Here is a 23,987-nt window from a genome sequence, read left to right on the forward strand (position 1 = left end):
AATTGCGGGAATTTACATGAAACCATATGCCGTGTCGTTGCTGTTCAGTGGGTGTGTGGCCTTGGCTCCGTTTGCGGCTTTGGCCCAGAGCGCGTCACCCAGACCCACCCTCAAGACTGCGCCGAAGGCGGTGGTGACTGTGGATGCCAAAAGGCTTGAGCAGTACAAGGCGAGGCAACTTGAGCCGGTATCACGGCTGGAGGCGCGGGCGCCACAACGCCTGGTACATCCGCGACGACAGGAAAATGCGGCGCAGCAGAAAGCGCGGGTAGCCGCAGCCAACGCCAAAACGAAAACGATTGCCACGATCACAGTGCCGCTTACGATCACCGGCCCGCATATTGCGCGCATTGATGGCGTGGATAACGGGCGTTATGAACCGGGCGGGCAATACCAGATCCGCGGTAAGGGTTTCGGGACGCGTAAGGGCACGGTGTTCCTCAAGGAAAATGCGCTCGGTAAGTCCATTGCGCTCAACATTCTGCATTGGTCGGATGAGCGTATCTATGCCGAAATCCCTGCCGACCTCTCCGGCGTGCCGGATGTGCCGAAGGTAACATTGGTGGTCGGGCCGGTCGGGGCGAACGCGCTCGAAAACCGCAGCAATGGTTTCTATGCCGCGCGTGAGGAGCACAGGCTGACGGTGTTTCCGGCAGGGGTTCTGGGCTATCCCAAGGGCCGCTTTGCCGATACGGTGACCAATGCTACCAATGGTGCGACCATAAGGCGCTATGTCGAACAAGGCGCTAATGACGCCTGTTTTCAGCCGGGCACCGACCGTATTGATACGACAAAGCTCAACCTCAAGCCCGGTTTCTGGGTGCATAGTTTCGATGTCTGGTTCCCCAGGCTCGAATCCCGTGTCGATACCGACGTTGGCGAGATACGCTATACCGGCTTTGGCCAGTACAGCCACCGATGGGACGGCGATAACATTATGATTGACTGGGGGGTGCAGCGCAGGCGATCGGCACCGTGGACCCTGTATGCAGGGGCGTCACAGTGTGAATCGATCTATCGCCTGACGCTGAATATCAACGGCCCGCGTGGTGTGCCACTCCGGTGACGGGTCAACCGGTTTATGCACGGTGGCTGATCATTGGGTTGGTTGTTGCCCAGTGCGCATTTTTATGGTTTGGCGCCGATAAAATTAATGAGCGGCGGCGTTTCCTTGAGACGGCGCTGCGGGTGCAGGCCGAGACTATACATACATGGGAGGTTCCGCCCAGAGGCCGAAGCAGCACTATGCATCATGCGCTGATCGCTTTTGAAACGCCGGAAGGGCGTCTGATTAATGCGCCTTACAGGACCCAGTTTAAATTTCTGGCACTTAAGGATCGGGAGATACTTGAGGTGGTGTATAAGCCGGGTGTGCCGCAGACGGCCATGCCTGCGGACTTTCTGCGCCTGTGGTTTGAGCCATTGCTGGCTGCCGGCTTTGCCGGTTTTTTCCTTTTACTGGGGTTGTTTATACTGTGGCCCGGGCGGAAAGCTACATTGCCTCAGATTGTCAGTTAATTGCCGATGCAATTGGCTTCAGTGCGTTTGCAGTCATAGACAGAGTTGGGCAGGCTGAATTCAAAAACACGATCACCGTGTTTGGCCTCAATGCGCATCCGGACGCTGCTTTGGTTTTTATATTGAATCTGGTTGGCGGGCCAGCGGGTTCGGGCACCTGAGACTGCTGTTACCTTCACGACCAGTTGCGTATCGCTTTCGCTGACGATTTCAAGCATTGAGCCGCCATAGGTTGTCCCGAGAATCCATCCGGCTGTACCGCCGGACAAGCCCTTGCCATTGATACGGTGCGTACTGCCCAGTTTGAAGACAATATTTTCGCGCTTGCCATCGACATTGCTGATGTAGCTGCCGTCGGCAAGTTTAACGAGCGGTGCTTGCGCCGACGGAACAATCAGTTGCCTTTTCTGTGTCAGGTCTGAGGGACGGTTTGACAGAACGGGGGTGCCTAGCGTCATCGTTGGTTTTGTCCAGCTGAGGGTTGCCCGGCAGCCATAGGCCCAATTCACGCCAACACGGTTACGGCCCACCTGTCCCCAACCGCCACGCACCCACTGAGATTCAGGAAGCTTGTTAATCAGCTTTTTGAAGTCGTCACCGCGAAACAGTAAGTCGCCTCTGGCCACAAAATCCTTAGGGTAAGGCATGTCGGGAATCTGAAATTGTGTCACAACAATGTAACCGCCGGAGCCTAATTCATCGGCAGGGCCGGTATAGGGTTCAAATACATTTCGGCATTTGACCGGTGTCGATTCTGTGGCCGCCATGGCGGGCAGGGCCACGAGGCACGAGGCTGATATGGCCGTTAAAAACAAAGCCTTCATTAGGTTCCCCTAGTTGTTGCGAAGCACGTGTTTGCGACCGCCGATTTCGAGTGTCGAGGTTTTCTGATCTGCGCCGTTCCACGACCCGGCGTGGCTGCGGCTGAACAGGTTTTCCGGCGCGCGGCCTTTGACGACAATGCTGTACCAGCAGAAGTTCTGGCCGGATTTGTATTTGAAGCGAACGCTCAGCTCGACCGCCCTGCCTGTAAAGCCCACCGGCCTTTCGCCATAGCTGTGGTGCGTGGTGATCGGGGTTTCCCTAAGCTGATAATCACAGGCCCCATTATCAACCAGACTGATCTTGCGGCCATGAATCTGCCCGTCGTCTATGATCTGGATGCGGTCTTCGGCCCAGCCCCCGCTGCCGGTATGGGTACCGCCTTTGGTATGGGCGCCGATCCAGTCATCCGCCGGACAGATGTCCGCCGTACCGACCTGCGTATTGACCCGCCCCTGAAACTGGAGACTGCCCTGTCCGCTGTTGGCGGCTTTAGCCGCACAGGCAACGCGCCTGAGCGGAGGGAACCAGCGCCCTGTACCCAGCGGCGAGGTTTTCAGCTCGGTATTAAAGCGTATGATGCAGGTGCCGGAAAAAAGGGTTACGCGTACGGTTTGCGTCAGGTGCTGTGAGACACTATCCGGAACCTTGAATTCTGCCGTTGAACCTGTGGCATGAACCTTGATGAGATCGACCTTTATGGGGTCGGCCTTCGACCAGCTGTTGCCGCGTTGTGCCTTGGAATACTCAATATAGGCCGATTTTATGTCGATTTTCGTCTTGAGATAATCTGCCGCGCCGGGGGCCAGATCAATCCTGAGATTACCTGTTGGTGTGCCTGGATATATTTGTGTGGAGGCGATACGTCCGGTGCCGCAAGGATCTGGACTCAGGCGTTTGACTGGCCCGCGTAAAATATCAGGTGGCTGGCGCAGGGTTTCGCTCCGCGGAAGCGTTAGAGCGTGCGTTGATGAGGCCAGAAGAAAGCTGAGTGCCGTTAGGATGTGGGCACTACGAAGGAAAAGGGGACTCATTTGAGGTTCAGCCTTTGCTCCTGAAGTTTGCCATTATCATCAAGCCAGCGGAAAACGGACGCGGATTGATCATGAGTCATGCGTACGGTTTGGGTGGGGCGGCCTGACGCGGTCCATTTTACGGGCGTCGACCAGTCTGCCGGAAAACCGCGCGGAACCGAGGCTTCGAACAACAGATGGTAGGGGCACATGGCGCCGCCGCGCGTTCTGGAATACCAATCGACCGAGATATGCGTGCTGGCTCTGGAGACGCCGTTAGCGACCTTATCCTTAAGGGCATATGGCCCGCCCTGACCCTCTGAGACGGCTGCCTGAGTGATGGTTTCTTCAAATGTGCAGGCGTCACTTGTCAGATGGACAATGCCGACGCGTATGTCGCGGGCCACGCCGCCGTGCCATATTTCATAGGCATCACGGCGCTTATTGGACACTCGGCCGTTTGAATCAATCAGGGCCGCATCTGCGTAATGATAGGTTGTCCAGGGGCCGCAGAAATTGGTGCGCATGCCGCCAAAGCGTGTCTGTGCGGTGGGTCCGGGCTGAAATTCACGCCACAGATGCCGGTTCGGGCCTTCGGGTTGGCTGCAAACGGTTGTATTTACAGGCGGAAACCAGCGCTGGCGAACATATTTTGGTTCAATATCCATGCTGAAATGTGTGTTGCACTGGCTGGTTTCAACGTGCACCGTAACCTTCTGTGGCAGGAAGGGTTCCTTGAGGGGCGGGACGCGGAATTCCACCCAGTCGGTCGTGCCTGTGGGAATGGCACCCTGTACGGTTTCGACCGAAGCCACCCGCCAGTGGCTATAGGGATTAACCACTTCATATGAAAAATAGACTTTTTTGATTGTCGGACCGGTCGTGTTCTGCTGGGCATCGGCAGGAATGCCATAAAGCACTTGATTGCCGGTTCTCGCCACGACCGGCGCGGCGGCGCGTTTGGGTTGCGTGCTGACAAAAAAAAGCCCGCCGGGGATCAGTTTTTCGGAATGTTTGAAGTTATCAATCCGGCATAAGGTGGCGGCCTTATTAAACGCGATGTTGTTAGGGATTTGCCTGACGCTGGTGGTGGGCCTGTTGATGGTCTGAGCGTGCAGCGGCACGCTAACAAAACTGAAAATCAACGACGGGATCAGCATCAATGAGCGCATTTGCAACATCCGGGTTACCAGACGGACACTAAGCCTTATGCGCGGTGTCTCTGCCTCCTCAATCTGGAGGAGGGAGGTGATTATTTATAAGCTTAAGGCGTGTTCATTGAGGAAAGCAGACGGAAATGCGTGTGGCGTGCGTTTAATGCCTGATCACGGAAGATATACGCATGAACAGATGGTTCCTCAGCCTGTGCCTTATGCTGGCCGCGCTTATGCCTTTGCGGGCTTTGGCGGCGGAGCGGGTTGCGCTTGAGCACACGACAGCGTCGCTTGTGTCCGAATATAGCCAGATTGATGGCCAGATTGCTGGTAAGTCACCGTTCTGGGTGCTGTTCCGGCTGGATATTCAGGAGGGCTGGCACACCTACTGGATTAATCCGGGGGATTCGGGTCTTGCCCCGTCTCTGGAGTGGGATTTACCTGAGGGCGTTCAGGCCGGTGAGATCGTGTGGCAGCCGCCGCACCGCCAGCCCTTTGGGCCGCTTATGAACTATGGTTACAGTGATGTAGCCTATCATCTGGTGCAGATTACGCCGCCTAAAGAGGGGCTAAAAGGCTCTTTGCCGCTTAAGGTCAGTGCGAGTTGGCTGGTCTGTGAGGAGGAATGTATCCCCGAGGAGGCGGAACTAAGCCTGACAGTGCCTGTAGGCGAGGTGTCCGTGGCGTCTGCACAGTCTGAGGATATTAAACGGCTGGTGCAGACGGCAAGCCTAGAGGCCCTGCCGATAACTGAACTCACGAGTGATGAGACCAGCCTGACACTGCGTTTGCCTTATCAGGGTGCACGGCCTCAGGATTTATACATTTACCCGCGTGAGGCGGGGGTCATTGAAACCGTGGCCGCCCAGCCGTTTGACCTTAAGGACAATGTCCTGACGGTGCGGCTGACGCGTGGCATGCTTGAGGTGCCCGACGCTTTTGAGGGGCTGTTGGAAGTGCGTGATGCGGACGGTTTGCGGCATTATGTCATCACAGCACCGGATGTATCGCCGGTCAGCGCATCCGCCGATGTCGGCACGGGATTCTGGCTGATTCTGTTGTCGGCCTTTGCCGGTGGCATCATTCTCAATGCCATGCCCTGCGTCTTTCCGGTTTTATCGCTTAAGGCGCTGGCTATCAGTCGTAAAGCCGGACAGGGCGATGCGCATATCCGCCGTGATGGGCTGGCCTATACGGCGGGTGTGGTGATCAGTTTCCTGCTGATCGGCGGGCTGTTCCTGCTTATTCGGGTAGGCGGTGATGCGGTGGGGTGGGGGTTCCATATGCAGTCACCTCTGGTGGTGACGGCCCTGATTTATCTGTTGTTTGTCATCGGGCTTAATCTGTCGGGCCTTTACGATATTACGCTCAGTTTTGGCGGTGGACAGTCCCTGACGCAGACGGATGGCTGGAGCGGCAGCTTTGCCACAGGGGCGCTGGCGACGCTGGTGGCCACGCCCTGTACGGCCCCATTCATGGCTACGGCTCTTGGGGCAGCGCTGACCTTGCCAGCAATAGGCGCGCTTGGAGTATTTGCGGCGCTGGGGCTTGGGCTGGCCTTTCCGTTTTTGCTGCTGTCCGTATTTCCTGCCCTGTTGCGTAAGTTGCCGAAGCCCGGGCCGTGGATGGAAACCTTCCGGCAGTTTCTTGCCTTTCCGATGTATCTGGCGGCGGTGTGGCTTTTGTGGGTACTGGGGCAGCAGGGCGGCATCAATGCCGCGGCTCTGGTGCTTACGGGGTTAGTGGTCTTCACTTTGGCCGTGTGGGTATGGCGGCGTGTATCGGGCGGAAAGGTGCGGGTCGTGATGGCTGTGCTTATTGCGCTTGTGTCTCTGTTCCCGTTTGTGATTCTGGCGCGCGGCGGGGAGGCACAGGTTGAGAATACAGGCACGGCCTTTTCCACAGACCGCATTGAACAGGCGCGGGCCAGCGGCGAGGGGGTGTTTGTCTATGGCACGGCGGCCTGGTGTATTACCTGTAAGGTCAATGAGCGCGTGGCGCTTGATACGGCTGAGGTGGAGGCGTTTATGGCCGAAAGGAATATAACGGTTATCCGCGCCGACTGGACCAATGCCGATCCGGCGATCACGGATTGGCTGGCGCAATTTGGCCGTAATGGCGTGCCGCTCTATGTCTATTATCCGCCATCTGGTGAGCCGGTTGTCCTCCCCCAAGTCCTGACCCCCGCCATTGTGCGGGAAAAACTGTCCTGATTTATACAAGAAGGAGTTAGTCTTATGAAATATTCGCGTAGATTAGTAAGCGTTGGTTTGATGGCAGCCGCCATAGGCTTTGGGCCTTATATCGCCCATGCTGCCCGTCCGGGCACTGCGGCCCCCGCATTCAGCCTTAAGGACGTTGACGGCAAGACCGTTACGCTGGCGTCCCTTAAGGGCAAGGTCGTGGTCATTGACTGGGCCAATTATCAGTGCCCCTTTGACAAGATGCACTATGAGAGTGGCAACCTGCCTGCCTTGCAGAAGAAATATACAGACAAGGGCGTGGTTTGGCTGACCATCCATTCGTCTGCTCCGGGTAAGCAGGGCTATCATGCGCCCGCAGACATGAAAAAGGAAAATGTGCGGGTGAAAAATGCGGCCACATATGTGCTGACCGATTATGACGGCAAGGTGGCGCGGGCCTATGATGCCAAGACGACGCCGCAGATCTATGTCATCGATAAGGCAGGAGTCCTGCAATATAACGGGGCTATAGACAGCATTCCTTCGGCCAAGGCGGAGACACTGGCCAAGGCGGTGCCGCACGGGGCCAACGCCATTGATGCGGTTCTGGCGGGCAAAAAGCCCAGTCCGGCCGCTACGCAACCCTATGGCTGTAATATCAAGTTTCCTGACTCATAGGCCTGAGGCAGGGACGCATAAAAAAACCGCCAGTCAGATAACTGGCGGTTTTTTTTATTTTGATCGTTGCGCTTATCAGAACTGGAAGCGCACGCGGATGGCCAGAGACTTGTTCTCGTAGGCATCCTGTTTTTCATATTCGGCTTCGATGCCGAAGTAGCTGTATTGGTTGCTGGCGGCAATGCGCACACCCGCGACCGGCCCGCCACCTTCGACCTCACCGCCGGTGAGGGTGAAGGGGTTGCCACCTTCGAAGCTGGCGACCGTGTCGGCCAGTTCGGCCGAGAAGTTATTGCGGTAGCCTACCCAGACCTCAGGCTTGAACAGGGCGTCTTTGTTGGCGCGTCCGACATTAAGCAGGGCCGTGCCGCTGAACAGATGGCTGGTGCGTTCTTCGACCGACAGGTCAAATGCGGCCCCGCCGCCCGTTTCGTCATGGGCATCTTCCTTCAGGCCATAGTAGTCGGCGCTGACCGAGGGGGTGACCGTCAGGAAACCGGCGCCAAATTCATAGCTGGCGCCGACGCTGCCGTTATAGGAGACGCCGTTCCACTTTGATTTGCCGTTGGCAATAAAGTTGGTCTCAAGGATATGACGCTCAGATTCAAAGCTGGCGCGACCAACGCCGCCGCGTGCCCAGGCCTTGAGGCCGCTGCCGTTATCCACGCGCCAGTAAAGGCCGAGGCTCAGGTCTGTGGCGCTCAGGTCTTCTTCGGGGGTGGCGAAGGAATCGGTCGGAGAGGCGGCGGTATAGCCGAGGAACAGGCCGACGGCCTGTGTGGAGCTCAGGCCGCGTTCAACGCCACCGGCAAAGCTGAAGCCACGGGCTTCGAAACCGGCGCTGTCGCCACGCTCGCGCGTGATTTCATAGCCATATTCCTGAAGCCAGTACTGGGTTTCACCGGCAGAGGGGACGACCGACTGGGCGAACAGGGTGCGGCTCAGGGCTTCGTTACCCTTGGCCAGCGTCAGGATGTTTTCACCCGAGAAGTCCGGCAGGAAGGACATATAGGATTTGAGGAAAGCGGCTTCTGTTGTGGGGGCCAGAAGGGCATTGGTCGCCGCTGTGCTGCCCTGAGCCGCCGTCAGAACGGCATCGAACGCGCCGTATTCGCTTGCGGACAGGCCGGACTCGGCCTGAGTGCGGACACGCACATCGGCATAGAGGGCCGTACTGGCTGTGTCTGTCGAAAGGCTTGCCATGTACAGATAGGGCAGGGACTGATCGAGGTTTTCAACATTCACCGTGCCGAACGAAATGTTCGAGGCGGTGAGGAGGGTATAGCGGGTGCTGCTGCGGACGATCTTGTCGAAGCCCAGTTCTACCTTTGCGCCATTTTCAAAGGTGGCGGCACCGCTGGAGATCAGCACGGCCTGAGTGGGCGTTTCGGTGTTCAGATTAAAGCGCAGGGCACCGTCTTTGCGGACGTTCAACTGGCTGAGATTGGCGATTGTGCCGCGTCCGAGCTCCAGACGCCCGTCGATAATATCAAGCGCAAGTGTACCCGTGCCTTTCAGGATGCCACCAACACGACCGCCCTTATCGATGGTCAGGCTGTTCTGACCGGCACCATAATCAAGTGTCCCCAGCATATAACCGCCATTGATAGTGATGACGTCATTGCCTGCCCCAAGCAGAACGTCGCCGGCAATGAAGGGCGCAGGCTTTGGGGCTTCTGTGGTCGAAGTATCATTCTGGATCAGGGTCAGGCCAACCGTATTGCCGCGGGTGTCGATGGCAATCGGGCGATGGGTCGCCGTCTGGGCATTACCGTCACTGTCGGCACCACCGGAAATAGCCGCAGAGATGCTGCCGGTGTTGGTCAGGCTGGTGAGGGTATTTGCGCCATCAAAGATAGCCACGGCCTGAGCATCCTTGCCTGTGGCCTGAACGCCAATGGCACCGCTGTTCAGAAGTGAAGTGGTCTGACCGCCCGAGCCAATATGCACGGCATAGGCTTTGATGTTTTTGCCCGTGGCCTGAGCTGTGATAGCGCCTGAGTTTTCAATGGCCGGAACCTGTGCGCCCGAACCAATGGACAGACCATAGGCCGAATGTGCGCCTTCGGCGCTTCCGGCACCGGAAGTGATGCTTCCGGCGTTGATGAATTTATCCGCTTGTGTGCCTGCCAACAGGGCGACAGCACGCGCATCAGCGTCCAGAGACGCGGCGCTCAGGGTGCCGGAGGAGTAGATGCCGTTTTCGAGCGTCACTGTGTGACCGAGGCCGCCGACCTGCAGGGCTGTGGCACTCATGCCGCTATAGACGCCGTTGGCGGAAATCGAACCGCGATTGACCAGTCCATAGGTCTGGTTTTTATACCGGTCGGTGGCATTAGAGTTATATGTCACGGCACCGATGGTGATGTCCTGCGTCGCTGAGCCAATCAGGAAAGCTGGCGCGCTGCCGTATTGGACAATCGCCGCAGTGCTTTCGGTCGAATCGGTCAGACCGTTGCCGTTTTCATCGTTGTTTCTCTCGGCGACGGGTTTGTCTGCGTCCGTATCAGCCACGGCACCCCCAATCAGGATGCCTTTGGTGACATCACCGGAGATGGAGACAGCGGACTTGCCCTGTTGCTTGTGCTCGGCCTTGAGCTTTTCAAGCAGGTCAGTGCTCACGCCATTAGGATAGCGATAGCCGGAATTGCCGATGCTCGAATCAATAATGACCGAGCCGGTCTGGGTGCCGGAAATATCCAGACCTGTCGCGTTCGGCCCCTGAGAGGTGATCGCACCGCTGACATAGACATTACCGGTACGGTCGCCAGCCAGACGGATGCCGGTGACATCAGTGCCGGTGATGCTCAGATTGCCATCGAAGGTGAAATTGCCAGTCTGGCCGTTTTCAAGGGCTATACCGGCTGACTGATTGCCTTCGACAACGATGCGGGCCGTGGTTGTGGTGGTGTTGTTAATCGCGATATCGCCGGTGACAGCGCCGGTAGAGCGAATACCGTAACGGTTTGTGCCCTTGGCGAAATCACCGTCGATCAGGCCGTCCTTGGGGTCATCCGTGTCGGTCGCCGTATAGTCGTCGGTGATGCTGATGGTGCCGCCATTCATGGTCAGGCCGGTTGTGCGGGCACCGTCAATCAGTACACCGGTCGCATTATCAGCCGGTTTGGCGATGGTAATAGAGCCTTCGATGACGGCCTTATGATTCGAATTGATCGTCAGGGCGGTCCCGCTTTCGAGGGCTATGCTGCCTGCCGAGGCGATTTTGATGTCATCCGGATTGCCGGAATTGATAGTCGCCGTCAGCGCAGGCGTGGTGCGCGCGGTCGAAATCGTTGTTTCCGCCTGAGCCTGCGCGGTAAAGATCAGACCAGACGCGGTGATCAGGCCGAGGGCGGTGGCGTTGAACAGGTGGGATTTGCGCATGGTCTTTTGTTTCACTCGTTATAAATTGTGTTTGAATGGATCAGGCACTGAGTCCGATGGCGGAAATGTTTCCGGAGGAATGTGGGCTATTCTATGTCATTAAGTCACAAGCCGGAAACTATGAACCGGTTCAGTGACCAAGACTCGAAACACCCAAAGGCATCTTCCCCCGCAAAGACGTGTTGCCGGTGATTTATACGCAATCCGTCCGGAATGCCTATGCAAATTTTCAGGAAGAAAAGGAAAAGTGATGAGATGCGGTGCCATCCGGTTAAGGATGGCGCGAGTGACGGGACTCGAACCCGCGACCCTCGGCGTGACAGGCCGATACTCTAACCAACTGAGCTACACCCGCATCACACTTTTTATATATGGTTCAATTCAGGCTGCGAAGCCATCCGGTTAAGGATGGCGCGAGTGACGGGACTCGAACCCGCGACCCTCGGCGTGACAGGCCGATACTCTAACCAACTGAGCTACACCCGCAGTCCTGAATTTTACCGCCTCAGCGTTTGCCCGAAGGTGTCTGCCGAGGAGGTGCGCTAGATAGTTCGCAAGCAGGTGGGGTGTCAAGCGCTGAGTTTATAAAACCAGTGGTTTTTCGATTTGGCTGTGGATGGAAGCCTTTAATCTGCAACTGATTTTCAATCGCTAATAAAATTGGTATAAAAAGGGCATTTAGGTAAATTTCTTTGTTTGTATGGTTTGAAGCTTGGCGCGAGGTGGTCTAATAGGCACTCGATTGTGGCTGCACTGATTTGCGGCTGTTTTGACGAATCCGCTCCGGCAGACGTGTTTTTAGTGTAAAACCGGTGACGCGGCGGCAAGGTGAGGTTCATACGTCCTATGGAAGCCCTGCTTATTAATTATCTGCCGATCGTCATATTTATGGGTATCGCCCTTGTTCTGGGTCTGGCCTTCCTGATCGGGGCGCTGATTATCGCCCCTAAGGCACCGGACACGGAAAAGCTGTCGGCCTATGAATGTGGTTTCAATGCCTTCGACAGCGCCCGTCAGAAGTTTGACGTGCGTTTTTATCTTGTCTCGATCCTCTTTATTATCTTTGACCTTGAAGTGGCGTTCCTGTTCCCCTGGGCGGTATCGATGTTCGATCTGCCTCAGGCCGAGATGCAGTTCGCCTTCTGGTCGATGATGGTGTTTCTGGGGGTTCTGACCGTAGGCTTTATATATGAGTGGAATAAAGGAGCGCTCGAATGGGAGTAATCGTTCCCCCAAAAGGTCTGGACTATGGTCAGGCTGGGCGCAGCACGGTTGAGGGTTATGATCCCGCCGTGCATGACAAGTTTTTCGAGGCCGTTTCGGCTGAGTTGAACGACAAGGGTTTTCTGGTCGCTTCGGCCGATGACGTCATCACCTGGGCCCGTACCGGGTCGCTGATGTGGATGACCTTTGGTCTGGCGTGCTGTGCTGTGGAAATGATGCAGGCTTCGATGCCGCGTTATGATATGGAGCGCTTCGGTATGGCCCCGCGCGCGTCACCGCGTCAGTCCGACCTGATGATCGTTGCGGGCACCCTGACCAACAAGATGGCACCGGCGCTGCGCAAAGTCTATGATCAGATGCCTGATCCGCGTTATGTCCTGTCGATGGGCTCCTGCGCCAATGGCGGCGGCTATTATCACTACAGCTATTCGGTGGTGCGCGGTTGTGACCGCGTGGTGCCGGTGGATGTCTATGTGCCCGGTTGCCCGCCTTCGGCTGAGGCACTGATCTACGGTCTTCTGCAATTGCAGAAAAAGATTCGCCGTAACGGCAATATCCGGCGCTAGGAGCAGGGCATGTCTGAAGAAAAACTCCTGAACCTCGCGGAAAAGCTCAAGGCCGACTTTAAAGACGGCTTGATCGAATCGGTGTTCGCCTTTGGTGAGCTTACGGTGACCTTCGCGCGTGAGCGCCTGATTGAAGTGCTGACCAAGCTTAAGGCCTCGCCTTATAATTTTCAGCAACTGATCGACCTGACGGGTGTGGATTATCCAAAGCGCGAGCGTCGCTTTGATGTGGTCTATCATCTCCTGTCGATGACGCAGAATATTCGTCTGCGTATCAAGGTTGAGACCGATGAGACCGTTCCGGTCGCCAGCGCGCGGGATGTCTATCCGAACGCAGATTGGTATGAGCGCGAAGCCTTTGACATGTACGGTATCCTGTTTTCAGGACATCCCGATCTGCGTCGCATCCTGACGGACTATGGTTTCGAGGGACATCCGCTGCGTAAGGACTTCCCGATGACCGGCTATGTCGAGGTGCGTTACGACGATGAGCAGAAGCGGGTGGTCTATGAGCCTGTGAAGCTGATGCAGGAATACCGCAAGTTCGATTTCCTGTCGCCGTGGGAAGGGGCGCAGTATGTGCTGCCCGGCGACGAGAAGGCGCAGCAGAAGTAAGGCGTATTGGCCCGCAAGGGACGAAAGCAAAATCGCCGCCTTCCGATAAGGGGGCGGCAAACGGAGTAAAGGGTTTTACCCATGGCGGATGATGTAAGACAAGGATCGGCAGCGGCGGATTTCGATAACCGCAAGTTCACGATCAATTTCGGCCCGCAGCATCCGGCTGCGCACGGGGTTTTGCGTCTGGTGCTTGATCTTGACGGAGAAATCGTCGAGCGCGTCGATCCGCATATCGGATTGCTCCATCGCGGCACCGAAAAGCTGATGGAATATCGCACCTATTTGCAGAACATTCCCTATTTCGACCGCCTCGACTATGTGGCGCCGATGAATCAGGAGCATGCCTTCTGTCTGGCGATCGAAAAGCTTCTGGGGCTGGAAGTGCCCAGACGCGGTCAGCTTATCCGCGTGCTGTTCTGTGAAATCGGTCGTGTTCTGAACCACCTGATGAACGTCACCACTCAGGCCATGGACGTGGGCGCTTTGACGCCGCCGCTGTGGGGCTTTGAGGAACGCGAAAAGCTGATGGTGTTCTATGAGCGTGCGTCGGGCGCGCGTCTGCACGCCAACTATTTCCGCCCCGGTGGTGTACATCAGGATATTACGCCTGAACTGATCGATGACATCGAAAAATGGTGCAAGGAATACCCGCCGTTCCTTAAGGATCTTGAGGCGCTGGTGACTGAGAACCGCATCTTCAAGCAACGCAATGTTGATATCGGTGTGGTCAGTGTTCAGGAGGCCTTTGACTGGGGCATGACAGGCGTCATGATCCGCGGTTCCGGCATTGAGTGGGATCTGCGTCGTTCGCAGCCATATGAGTGCTATGACGAACTGGATTTCGACATTGTTCTCGGTCAGAAGGGCGATTGCTGGAGCCGTTATCTCTGTCGCATCGAAGAAATGCGCGAATCTCTGAAGATAATGGAACAGGTCATTGATTTGCTTCGGGTAACCGATGGTGAGGTGCTGGCGCAGAACCACAAATATACCCCGCCGCGCCGGGCCGAAATGAAGAATTCGATGGAAGCGCTTATCCATCACTTCAAGCTCTATACCGAAGGCTTCAAGACCCCTGAGGGTGAAGTCTATGCCGCCGTTGAAGCGCCTAAGGGCGAATTCGGTGTCTATCTGGTGTCTGACGGCACCAACAAGCCCTATCGCTGCAAGATCAGAGCGCCCGGTTTTGCGCACCTTCAGGCGATGGACTGGATGAATCGCGGCCACATGCTGGCTGACGTATCGGCGATCCTCGGTTCGCTTGATATCGTGTTTGGAGAGGTGGATCGCTGATGGAAGGTAACATTCTTTTTTCCGTAGGCATCGTTGCGGTGTTTCTGGCGCTGGCGGTGTTCCTGCGCTACCGCCTCGGCAAGGCGGCCTGGCCCTATCACGGTGGCGGCGCAAAGGGATATCTGAATGATATTCTGCTTGAGGTGTTTGCCTCATATGTGCCGTTGCTGATCATCATTTTCGGGGTGCGTATTTACCTCGAATATAATCCTCAGCCGGATAATTCACCGCTGATCCTCGGATCGGTGGTCATTGCGGTGGCAGCCATGCTTGTGGCGCGTCGTCTGCCGGTTGCCAAAGCGGCGTCTGCCCGCCTTCTGGATGCGCGTAACAAGCGCTGGGAAGCGGATAAAATGCCTTCAGACCAAAAGGGTGAGTAAGACCTGATGTCCGTTCGCCGTCTCAGTGCCGTCCAACCGGAAAGCTTCGCATTCAAGCCGGAAACGCTTGAAAAAGTGAACTGGTGGATCAAGAAATATCCTGAAAGCCGTCGTCAATCGGCGGTTATTCCGGCCTTGTGGCTGGTGCAGAAGCAGGAAGGGTGGGTTTCAGAACCTGCAATTACTGCCGTGGCCAAGCTGCTTAATATGCCGCAAATCCGCGTCTATGAGGTTGCGACCTTCTATACGATGTTCATGCTGGAACCGGTGGGTTCCGCAGCGCTCATTCAGGTGTGTGGTACGACGCCGTGTCAGTTGCGCGGTTCCGAAGCCCTGATGAAGGTCTGTAAGGACAAGATCGGGCCGAAGGACACATTGTCGGCGGACGGCAAGTTCTACTGGCAGGAAGTTGAATGTCTGGGGGCCTGCACCAATGCGCCCATGGCCATGATCAACGACTATTATTACGAAGACCTGACGCCGGAAAACCTGACTCAGATCATCGATGATTTCGCTGCGGGTAAAGAACCAAAGCCCGGCCCGTATAATGGTCGTCATACGTCTGAGCCTCTGGGGGGCGCGACGAGCCTGCTTGAGGCGTCGCTCTATGACGGTTCGGCGGCCAAGCCGGTGAAAATTCCCAACGCTCCCGAAGCAGAGGTGAAGGCGTAATGGCACTCAAGGGTATTCTCGAAGACAAGGACCGTATCTTCACCAACCTTTATGGTTTCCATGACTGGGGCCTTGAAGGCGCGAAGCAGCGCGGGGCGTGGAATTCTACCAAGGATATTCTATCCTTTGGCCGTGATTGGATCATCACCAATGTGAAAAACTCCGGCCTGCGCGGTCGGGGCGGGGCAGGGTTCTCGACCGGTCTCAAGTGGTCGTTCATGCCGAAGGAAGTCAAGGATCGCCCGCATTACCTCGTGGTCAATGCCGATGAATCCGAACCCGGCACATGTAAGGACCGCGAGATCATGCGTCATGATCCGCATCTTTTGATCGAAGGTTGCCTGATCGCGTCTTTTGCCATGCAGGCCCATGCCGCCTATATTTACCTGCGCGGTGAATATGTCCATGAGCGTGAGCGTCTTGAGGCTGCTGTCAAGCAGGCCTATGAGGCGAAGCTGATCGGTAAAGATAATATCCACGGCTGGGATTTTGACGTTTTCGTCCATCACGGCGGCGGGGCCTATATCTGTGGTGAAGAAACAGCGCTTCTGGAATCGCTTGAGGGCAAAAAAGGCCAGCCGCGTCTGAAGCCGCCTTTCCCTGCCGGTGCCGGTCTTTATGGTTGCCCGACAACGGTGAACAATGTCGAATCGATTGCCGTCGTTGGCACGATCCTGCGTCGCGGGGCGGAGTGGTTCACAAGCTTTGGCGCGCCAAACAATGCGGGCACCAAGCTGTTCTGTATTTCCGGTCACGTCGAGCGTCCGTGTAATGTCGAAGAGGCCATGTCGATCCCATTCCGCAAGCTGATCGATGATCACTGCGGCGGTATTCGTGGCGGCTGGGGCAACCTCAAGGCGGTTATTCCGGGCGGCTCGTCCGTACCGATGATTACGGCAGAACAATGCGAAGACCTGCCTATGGATTTCGACAGCCTGCGTGCGCTCGGTTCCGGTCTCGGGACGGCGGCGGTGATCGTGATGGACAAGTCCACTGACGTCATCAAGGCCATTGCCCGTCTGAGCTATTTCTACAAGCACGAGTCCTGTGGTCAGTGTACGCCGTGCCGCGAAGGCACCGGCTGGATGTGGCGCGTAATGGAGCGCATGGTCAAGGGCGATGCCGATCCGAAGGAGATCGATACGCTGCTTGAGGTTACCAAGCAGGTCGAAGGGCACACCATCTGTGCGCTCGGGGACGCGGCGGCCTGGCCTATTCAGGGCCTGATCCGTCATTTCCGTCACGAGATCGAAGACCGCATTACGCTTTATCGTTCGACGAAGTCCAACTTCGCCGGTCATTCCATAGCGGCAGAATAGGAGCGGGCGTATGCGTGGCAAGGTTCTATCTTTTGACGATAATACCGCTCAGGGCCTGATTTCCGGCGATGACGGTAACCGTTACAGCTTTACGCGTGGCGATCTGGGGGGCGGGGCGCGTTCGGTCGCGGCCGGTACCACGGTCGATTTTGAAGGCGATAACGGTGTAGGGCGCAGCGTCTATATCCTGCAGACCGGCAGCGAGAAGAACAAGATCGTAGCGGCTTTGCTGGCCTTCTTTCTGGGTATGTTCGGAGTTCACAAATTCTACCTCGGCTATACGACCGCCGGTATAATCATGCTGGTGTGCGGAACGATCGGCTGGCTGCTGGTTCTGCCCGGTCTGGCCGTCTGTGTCATCGCTTTCATCGAGTTCATCGTCTATCTGGTGAAGTCGGATCAGAAATTTTACGAAGAATATGTTGTGGGAAAACGGACATGGTTCTGATCCCTCTTATGACGAAGTGTGAGGTTTAAGGCCCATGCCCATAGCCAAAGTAAATGGCGTCGAGGTCGAATTTGATCCCGGCATGACCGTGCTTCAGGTCGCGGAGCTGGCAGGCGAGGAAATCCCCCGTTTCTGCTATCATGAGCGCCTGTCGATTGCGGGTAACTGCCGCATGTGCCTTGTGGAAGTAAAGCCCGGACCACCGAAGCCGCAGGCTTCCTGTGCGCTGCCGGCTGCCGAGGGGCAGGAAATTTTCACCAATACGCCAATGGTCAAAAAGGCCCGCGAAGGCGTGATGGAATTTCTGCTGATCAATCACCCGCTGGATTGCCCGATCTGCGATCAGGGCGGTGAGTGTGACCTTCAGGATCAGGCCATGGCCTATGGCCGTGACGGTTCGCGCTATTCGGAAAACAAGCGCGCCGTTGAAGAAAAGTATCTCGGCCCGACCATCAAGACCTATATGACCCGCTGCATTCAGTGCACGCGCTGTGTGCGATTCTCGACCGAAGTCGCCGGTGTGACGGAAATGGGTATGATTTCGCGCGGTGAAGGCGCTGAGATCACGTCTTATCTGGAGCAGGCCGTATCTTCGGAGCTTTCAGGTAATCTTAATGATCTGTGTCCGGTCGGTGCGCTGACGCACAAGCCCTGGTCGTTTAACTACCGTCCGTGGGAACTGACCAAGACCGAAACGATTGACGTGCATGACGCTCTGGGGGCGCATATCCGCGTGGATAACCGCGGGGCGGCGGTTCTGCGCGCTCTGCCGCGTCTCAAGGAAGAGATCAACGAAGAGTGGATCACCGACAAGTCACGCTATGCGGTTGATGGTCTGGCGCGTCAGCGTCTGGATCGCCCCTATGTGCGTAAAAACGGTCAACTGACGCCCGTGTCTTGGGACGAAGCGCTTGATACGGTGGCGGCGAAACTGACGGCTGCGCCTGCGGACAAGGTGGGGGTAATTGCCGGTGACCTTCAGGACGCCGAAAGCCTTAAGGCGGCCAAGGATCTGTTCACGTCGCTTGGAATTATCAATATTGACTCACGTCAGTATGGCGAGGCCTTTGGCGCGGCGGGTTCACAGCGTGAAACCTATCTGTTCAATACGGGCATTGCCGGTATTGAACAGGCCGATGCCATTCTGCTGATCGGCACGAATCTGCGTCACGAAGCGGCGCTGATCAATGCCCGCATTCGCAAAACATGGCTTAAGGGCGCGGTCGATATTGCTGTGATCGGTGAAGCCTATGACCTGACCTATGAGTACGAACATCTGGGGACGGATGCCAAGACCCTGAAGAGCTTTAAGAAATCTGATTTCGGCAAGCGCTTTGCGCAGGCCAAAAATCCGGTAGTTCTGGTCGGTTCCGGCCCACTGTCACGTGAAGATGGCGCGGCGCTTCTGAACCTGATCTCTGCTGAGGTTCTGGCGACGGCCAATGTGGTGCGTGACGACTGGAACGGCTTCAATATTGTCCATCAGGCGGCGGCCCGTGTGGGGGCGCTTGATCTCGGGTTTGTGCCGGGTGAGGGCGGGCTGAATACACGCGCAATTGTCAATGGTGGATTAGAGGTCGTTGTCCTGATCGGGGCCGATGAAATTGACACTACGAAGCTGAAGGACAGCTTTGTCGTCTATGTCGGTACGCATGGGGATGCGGGGGCCAGTGTGGCCGATGTTATTCTGCCCGGTGCCGCCTATACGGAAAAGACCGGCATCTATGTCAACCTTGAGGGGCGCGTTCAGATTGCCGAGCGCGTGGTGTTCCCAAAGGGCGAGGCCAAGGAAGACTGGTCAATTTTCCGTGCCCTGTCGGCGCGTCTGGGTAAGACCTTGCCGTATGACAGCCTGTCCGATCTGCGTCAGGCCCTGATTACCGATCACCCGACTTTTGGCCGTGTAGATGTGAAGCCTTCGACGAAGGTATTTGACATTAAGGCTCTGGGCGCTAAGGGCGATGTTGCCGAAGGTGTTCTGGCGTCGAATATTGGCGACTTCTATCTGACCAATCCGATTGCCCGCGCCTCTACGGCGATGGCGGAATGTTCGGGCGTAAGAGCGGCCCCATTGATTCAGGCTGCGGAGTAAGATGATGACTGAACCCTCATTCTGGGCAGGCCCGATCGGCTGGACGATTCTCGCAAGCCTTCAGGCTCTGGCGGTGATCATGGGCGTCATGGTTTCGCTGGCCTTTCTTCTGTGGGGCGACCGCAAGGTTTGGGCCGGTGTGCAGATGCGCAAAGGCCCGAACGTGGTTGGCCCGTTCGGACTTTTCCAGTCCTTTGCCGACTTCTTCAAGTTCCTGTTCAAGGAAGTGATCATTCCCGCCGGCGCCGATAAGCCGGTCTTCCTGCTGGCACCGCTGCTGACCTTTATTCTGGCCTTTATGTCCTGGGCGGTTATTCCGTTCGCACCGGGCTGGGTCGGCTCGGATATCAATGTCGGTATCCTGTACCTGTTCGCGATTTCGTCGCTTGGTGTCTATGGCATCATCATGGGTGGCTGGGCGTCGAACTCGAAATATCCGTTCCTTGGCGGTCTGCGTTCTGCGGCTCAGATGGTGTCTTATGAAGTGTCTCTCGGCTTCATCATCATCACGGTCGTACTGCTGGCCGGTTCGATGAACCTGACCGAGATTGTTGATGCGCAAGGGGCAGGGTTCTGGAACTGGAACTTCCTTGGCGGCGGCGGTTTGCTGGGCCTCGGGATCATCAAGCTGCCGATCATGTTCGGTATGATGATCATGTTCTATATTTCGGCACTGGCCGAGACCAATCGCCCGCCGTTCGATCTGCCTGAAGCGGAATCCGAACTGGTGGCCGGTTATCAGGTTGAATATTCCTCGACCCCCTATCTTCTGTTCATGATCGGCGAATATGCCAACATCGTTCTGATGTGCGCCATGATCACGCTTCTGTTCTTCGGTGGCTGGCATTCGCCCATTCCGATGGACAGCTTCGTGGCCCCTGGCACGATCTGGTTCAACCTGATCAGCCTCGGTTGGTTCGTGCTCAAGGTTGTGTTCTGGTTCATCATGTTCGCCATCGCCAAGGCTATTGTTCCGCGTTACCGCTATGATCAGCTGATGCGTCTGGGCTGGAAAATCTTCCTGCCGACCTCGCTGGGTGCGGTTGTTCTGATCGCGGCCTACCGCGTATTCGGAGGTGACTTCTAATGATCGGCCGTTTGACCCAAGCCGTCAAAGGCGCTCTGTTGCTGGATTTCGTCGGGGCCACGGGCCTTGCGGTGAAATACATGTTCAGGCCCAAAAAGACGATCAACTATCCGTTCGAGAAGGGGCCGCTCAGCCCACGTTTTCGCGGTGAGCATGCGCTGCGTCGCTACCCAAACGGGGAAGAACGCTGCATCGCCTGTAAGCTGTGTGAAGCCATCTGTCCGGCGCAGGCCATCACCATCGAGGCTGAACCGCGCGAGGACGGCTCGCGCCGCACGACGCGTTACGACATCGATATGGTGAAGTGCATATATTGCGGCCTGTGTCAGGAAGCCTGTCCGGTCGATGCGATTGTCGAGGGACCGAACTTTGAGTTCTCCACCGACACGCGCGAAGAACTTTATTATGACAAGCAACGACTTCTGGCCAACGGCGATCGCTGGGAACGCGAAATCGCCCGTGCGCTTGAACTTGATGCCCCCTACAGGTAAGAGGCGCGGATCATGAGTGTTTTGGCGATAGCCTTTTATTTACTGGCCACGGTGACGGTGTTTTCCGGCGCTATGGTCATCCTGTCTAAGAATCCGGTGCATTCGGTTCTGTTCCTCATTCTGGCCTTTTTCAACGCGGCCGGTCTGTTCGTGCTGATGGGCGCCGAGTTTCTAGCCATGCTGCTGGTCGTCGTCTATGTCGGCGCGGTGGCAGTGCTGTTCCTCTTTGTTGTCATGATGCTGGATGTGGACTTTGTGAAACTGCGCAAGGGGTTCGCCAGCTATCTGCCGATTGGCGGCGTGGTCGGAACCTTCCTGCTGGTGGAACTGGTGCTCATTGTTAATGCGGTCGCGACACGCGGGGCCGCCGCTGGCAAGGGGCCTAAGGTTTATGGCCCTGAGATGAGCAATATCGAGGACATCGGGCGCGTTCTGTATACCGATTACGTCTATCTGTTTCAGGCGGCGGGTCTGGTGCTTCTGGTGTCGATGATCGGTGCGATCGTCCTGACCCTGCAACACCGCACGCACGTCAAGCGTCAGGATATTCACGAACAAACCACACGCCGTCGTAAGGACGCGGTGAAAATTGTTTCGGTCAAATCCGGCGAAGGCATCCAAATCCCTGAGGACATCAACAAATGAACATCGATCTGACGCACTATCTGGTCGTGTCGGCCATGCTGTTCACCATCGGGGTGTTCGGCATCTTCGTGAACCGGCGCAATATCATCATCATCCTGATGTCGATCGAACTGATCCTTCTGGCGGTGAATATCAATTTCGTGGCCTTCTCGGCGCACCTGCATAATGTGCAGGGGCAGATCATGGCCATGTTCGTCCTGACCGTCGCGGCTGCCGAAGCGGCTATCGGTCTGGCGATCCTTGTGACCTTCTTCCGTAATCGCGGTGACATCGAAGTCGATGACGCCAGCATGATGAAAGGGTAAGCATCATCATGCAAACGCTTGTTACTTTACTGGTTCTGGCACCGGCTCTGGGTGCACTGATTGCGGGCCTGTTTGGTCGCCGCATCGGCAATACCCTGTCTCAGGGTGTGACGACCGGTCTTCTGTTCTTGTCCTGTGCCCTGTCGTGGTATGTGTTCGCCCAGCATACATGGGGTGGGCTTGAGCCGTTCACGGTCAAGTTGCTGGACTTCATTAATATAGGCACTTTCCAGTCGGCCTGGTCGATCCGCATAGACGCTTTGTCGGCGACCATGCTGATCGTGGTGACGAGCGTATCATCGCTCGTGCACCTTTATAGCTGGGGCTATATGGCCGAAGATCCGTCCAAGCCGCGTTTCTTTGCCTATCTGTCGCTGTTTACCTTCGCCATGCTGATGCTGGTGACCGCCGCTGACTTCATGCAGCTGTTCTTCGGCTGGGAAGGGGTGGGGCTGGCGTCTTACCTGCTGATCGGTTTCTGGTTCCATAAGGATTCTGCCTCAAGCGCGGCCATCAAGGCGTTCGTCGTCAACCGCGTCGGTGACTTCGGTTTCGCGCTCGGGATCATGACTATCTACTGGCAATTTGGCACGATCAACTTTGCTGAACTGTTCCCGCTGCTGGCTTCGAAAGAGGCGACAAGCTGGGCGTTCTTAAGCTGGCACTTCTCGGCGCTTGATCTGGCCGCCTTCCTGTTGTTCATCGGGGCCATGGGTAAATCGGCGCAGTTCTTCCTGCACACCTGGTTGCCTGACGCCATGGAAGGTCCGACGCCTGTGTCGGCGCTGATCCACGCGGCCACCATGGTGACCGCCGGTGTCTATATGGTCTGTCTGTTGTCGCCATTGTTTGAACTGGCACCGGTCGCCAAGATGATTGTCACCTATGTCGGTGCGATCACCGCGATCTTTGCCGCCTCGATTGGCTTCACGCAAAACGACATCAAGCGCGTCATTGCCTTCTCTACCTGTTCGCAACTCGGCTATATGTTCTTTGCCGCTGGCGTAGGGGCCTATGAGGCCGCTATGTTCCACCTGTTTACGCACGCCTTCTTTAAGGCACTGCTGTTCCTTGGGGCCGGTTCGGTTATCCATGGCATGCACCATGAGCAGGACATGCGGAATATGGGCGGGCTTTATAAGTATCTGCCCGCGACCTATGCCGTCATGATGATCGGTACGATTGCCATCACGGGTCTGGGGATTCCCTATACGCAAATCGGCTTTGCCGGCTTCTTCTCGAAGGATACGATCATCGAAACCGCATGGGCGGCAGCCGGTACACCGCAAGGCATGTTCGCCTTCTGGATTGGTGTTGTTGCGGCTCTGCTGACGGCCTTCTACAGCTGGCGTCTGATTTTCATGACCTTCCACGGCAAGAAGCAGTGGGAACACGGTCATGACGATCATCACTCCCATGATGAGGCTCATGGCGATCATGCGCATGCGGCTGTAGCGCATCATGATGACCATGCGCACGATGATCATGCGCATGATGATCACGGGCACGGGCACCATGCCCATACGCCGCATGAAAGTCCGCTGGTCATGCTGATCCCGCTGTTTGTCCTGTCGGTCGGGGCTGTGGCTGCCGGTTTCGTGTTCGCACCTTACTTTGTCGGTGATCATGCGCACGATTTCTGGGGGCATGCCATTTTCCATGGCCCGCATAATCATGTGCTGCATGATGCGCACCATATCGAAGAAAAGTGGGTCAAGTTTGCCCCGCTGGTGGTCACATTGCTCGGTACGCTCGGGGCGGTCTATTACTACCTGATGCGTCCGGATGTGCCCAAGGCCATGGCCGCAAAACAGGGTGGTTTCTACCGCTTCCTGTACAACAAGTGGTACTTCGATGAGCTGTATCAGGTTGTGTTTGTTAAGGGTTCCAAGGCACTGGGTGACTTCTTCTGGAAGATTCTGGATGTGAAGATCATTGACGGGCTTGGGCCGAACGGGGTGGCGGCTACGGCGCTTAAGTCGGCTAAGAATCTCGTCAAATCACAGACCGGTTTCCTCTATCACTACGCCTTCGTCATGTTCCTTGGCATCGCCGGTCTTCTGACCTGGGTTGTCTTCTTTCTGGCACGCTAAGG

The 23,987-nt window shown here is 56.4% G+C and carries 22 protein-coding genes and 2 tRNA genes; 18 read left to right on the plus strand and 6 right to left on the minus strand.

The genetic code is table 11. The features are described from left to right. Window positions 1-16: 16 nt before the first annotated feature. Window positions 17-1,066: a hypothetical protein gene (locus tag E5201_RS05725; protein WP_140985063.1), complete on the plus strand. Its 1,050-nt coding sequence runs from the start codon at window positions 17-19 to the stop codon at window positions 1,064-1,066. A 179-nt stretch (window positions 1,067-1,245) separates the two neighbouring features. Then, a complete protein-coding gene (locus tag E5201_RS15115) occupies window positions 1,246-1,518 on the plus strand; it encodes a hypothetical protein (protein ID WP_140985064.1) in 273 nt (90 codons plus the stop codon). Here the strand turns inward: E5201_RS15115 and E5201_RS05735 are convergent. The 3 genes from E5201_RS05735 to E5201_RS05745 are packed head-to-tail and all read right to left on the minus strand — an operon-like array spanning window position 1,515 to window position 4,525. Beyond that, a complete protein-coding gene (locus E5201_RS05735; protein ID WP_140985065.1) occupies window positions 1,515-2,342 on the minus strand; it encodes a hypothetical protein in 828 nt (275 codons plus the stop codon). The genes E5201_RS15115 and E5201_RS05735 overlap by 4 nt on opposite strands. A 9-nt stretch (window positions 2,343-2,351) precedes the next feature. After that, on the minus strand, window positions 2,352-3,374 hold the full coding sequence (locus E5201_RS05740; RefSeq protein ID WP_140985066.1) for a hypothetical protein: 1,023 nt from the start codon (window positions 3,372-3,374) through the stop codon (window positions 2,352-2,354). Then, the gene (locus E5201_RS05745; RefSeq protein ID WP_140985067.1) at window positions 3,371-4,525 is read right to left on the minus strand and encodes a hypothetical protein; all 1,155 of its coding nucleotides are present in this window, start codon (window positions 4,523-4,525) and stop codon (window positions 3,371-3,373) included. Before E5201_RS05745 ends, E5201_RS05740 begins: the two co-directional genes overlap by 4 nt. A gap of 170 nt (window positions 4,526-4,695) precedes the next feature. On the opposite strand from E5201_RS05745, the gene E5201_RS05750 reads away from it, so the two are divergent. Further along, on the plus strand, window positions 4,696-6,720 hold the full coding sequence (locus E5201_RS05750) for a protein-disulfide reductase DsbD family protein (RefSeq protein WP_140985068.1): 2,025 nt from the start codon (window positions 4,696-4,698) through the stop codon (window positions 6,718-6,720). A 24-nt stretch (window positions 6,721-6,744) separates the two neighbouring features. Continuing rightward, window positions 6,745-7,368, plus strand: a complete 624-nt coding sequence (locus E5201_RS05755; protein WP_140985069.1) for a redoxin domain-containing protein — start codon at window positions 6,745-6,747, stop codon at window positions 7,366-7,368. 75 nt (window positions 7,369-7,443) lie between these two features. Here E5201_RS05755 and E5201_RS05760 read toward each other — a convergent pair whose 3' ends face one another. The 3 genes from E5201_RS05760 to E5201_RS05770 all read right to left on the minus strand — a co-directional run bounded on the left by E5201_RS05760 (window position 7,444) and on the right by E5201_RS05770 (window position 11,238). Continuing rightward, entirely contained in the window at window positions 7,444-10,752 is a 3,309-nt protein-coding gene (locus tag E5201_RS05760; RefSeq protein ID WP_140985070.1) for an autotransporter family protein, read from the minus strand. A 278-nt stretch (window positions 10,753-11,030) separates the two neighbouring features. Next, a tRNA-Asp gene (locus E5201_RS05765) sits at window positions 11,031-11,107 on the minus strand. A gap of 54 nt (window positions 11,108-11,161) precedes the next feature. Further along, window positions 11,162-11,238: transfer RNA gene (locus E5201_RS05770), tRNA-Asp, on the minus strand. Window positions 11,239-11,598: 360 nt separating this feature from the next. Here E5201_RS05770 and E5201_RS05775 point away from each other — a divergent pair. From E5201_RS05775 to nuoL, 14 genes are all read left to right on the plus strand, one after another. Beyond that, on the plus strand, window positions 11,599-11,976 hold the full coding sequence (locus E5201_RS05775) for an NADH-quinone oxidoreductase subunit A (RefSeq protein ID WP_140985071.1): 378 nt from the start codon (window positions 11,599-11,601) through the stop codon (window positions 11,974-11,976). Continuing rightward, window positions 11,967-12,542, plus strand: coding sequence for a NuoB/complex I 20 kDa subunit family protein (locus E5201_RS05780; RefSeq protein ID WP_140985072.1), 576 nt, complete (start codon window positions 11,967-11,969; stop codon window positions 12,540-12,542). Before E5201_RS05775 ends, E5201_RS05780 begins: the two co-directional genes overlap by 10 nt. 9 nt (window positions 12,543-12,551) lie before the next feature. After that, window positions 12,552-13,157, plus strand: a complete 606-nt coding sequence (locus E5201_RS05785) for an NADH-quinone oxidoreductase subunit C (protein ID WP_140985073.1) — start codon at window positions 12,552-12,554, stop codon at window positions 13,155-13,157. Window positions 13,158-13,238: 81 nt separating this feature from the next. Then, on the plus strand, window positions 13,239-14,453 hold the full coding sequence (locus E5201_RS05790) for an NADH-quinone oxidoreductase subunit D (protein ID WP_140985074.1): 1,215 nt from the start codon (window positions 13,239-13,241) through the stop codon (window positions 14,451-14,453). Continuing rightward, window positions 14,453-14,833, plus strand: coding sequence for a hypothetical protein (locus E5201_RS05795; protein WP_140985075.1), 381 nt, complete (start codon window positions 14,453-14,455; stop codon window positions 14,831-14,833). Before E5201_RS05790 ends, E5201_RS05795 begins: the two co-directional genes overlap by 1 nt. A 6-nt stretch (window positions 14,834-14,839) precedes the next feature. After that, the gene (nuoE, locus tag E5201_RS05800; RefSeq protein WP_140985076.1) at window positions 14,840-15,505 is read left to right on the plus strand and encodes an NADH-quinone oxidoreductase subunit NuoE; all 666 of its coding nucleotides are present in this window, start codon (window positions 14,840-14,842) and stop codon (window positions 15,503-15,505) included. Continuing rightward, the gene (gene nuoF, locus E5201_RS05805; RefSeq protein ID WP_140985077.1) at window positions 15,505-16,824 is read left to right on the plus strand and encodes an NADH-quinone oxidoreductase subunit NuoF; all 1,320 of its coding nucleotides are present in this window, start codon (window positions 15,505-15,507) and stop codon (window positions 16,822-16,824) included. Before nuoE ends, nuoF begins: the two co-directional genes overlap by 1 nt. Before the next feature lie 10 nt (window positions 16,825-16,834). Continuing rightward, entirely contained in the window at window positions 16,835-17,272 is a 438-nt protein-coding gene (locus tag E5201_RS05810) for a TM2 domain-containing protein (protein ID WP_140985078.1), read from the plus strand. Window positions 17,273-17,306: 34 nt separating this feature from the next. After that, window positions 17,307-19,364 carry an NADH-quinone oxidoreductase subunit NuoG gene (nuoG, locus tag E5201_RS05815; protein ID WP_140985079.1) on the plus strand — a complete coding sequence of 686 codons (2,058 nt, stop codon included), beginning with the start codon at window positions 17,307-17,309 and terminating at the stop codon, window positions 19,362-19,364. Between the two features lie 4 nt (window positions 19,365-19,368). Next, window positions 19,369-20,451: an NADH-quinone oxidoreductase subunit NuoH gene (gene nuoH / locus E5201_RS05820; protein WP_140985080.1), complete on the plus strand. Its 1,083-nt coding sequence runs from the start codon at window positions 19,369-19,371 to the stop codon at window positions 20,449-20,451. Beyond that, a complete protein-coding gene (gene nuoI, locus E5201_RS05825; protein WP_140985081.1) occupies window positions 20,451-20,942 on the plus strand; it encodes an NADH-quinone oxidoreductase subunit NuoI in 492 nt (163 codons plus the stop codon). Before nuoH ends, nuoI begins: the two co-directional genes overlap by 1 nt. A 12-nt stretch (window positions 20,943-20,954) precedes the next feature. Further along, window positions 20,955-21,587 (plus strand): NADH-quinone oxidoreductase subunit J, encoded by a 633-nt coding sequence (locus E5201_RS05830; protein WP_140985082.1) that lies wholly within the window; start codon window positions 20,955-20,957, stop codon window positions 21,585-21,587. Then, on the plus strand, window positions 21,584-21,892 hold the full coding sequence (gene nuoK, locus E5201_RS05835; protein ID WP_140985083.1) for an NADH-quinone oxidoreductase subunit NuoK: 309 nt from the start codon (window positions 21,584-21,586) through the stop codon (window positions 21,890-21,892). The genes E5201_RS05830 and nuoK overlap by 4 nt, the downstream gene beginning before the upstream one ends. Window positions 21,893-21,900: 8 nt before the next feature. Continuing rightward, window positions 21,901-23,985 (plus strand): NADH-quinone oxidoreductase subunit L, encoded by a 2,085-nt coding sequence (gene nuoL, locus E5201_RS05840; RefSeq protein WP_140985084.1) that lies wholly within the window; start codon window positions 21,901-21,903, stop codon window positions 23,983-23,985. Window positions 23,986-23,987 lie beyond the last annotated feature (2 nt).

The sequence above is a fragment of the Asticcacaulis tiandongensis genome (assembly GCF_006475605.1).
GTDB classification, from domain to species: domain Bacteria; phylum Pseudomonadota; class Alphaproteobacteria; order Caulobacterales; family Caulobacteraceae; genus Asticcacaulis; species Asticcacaulis tiandongensis.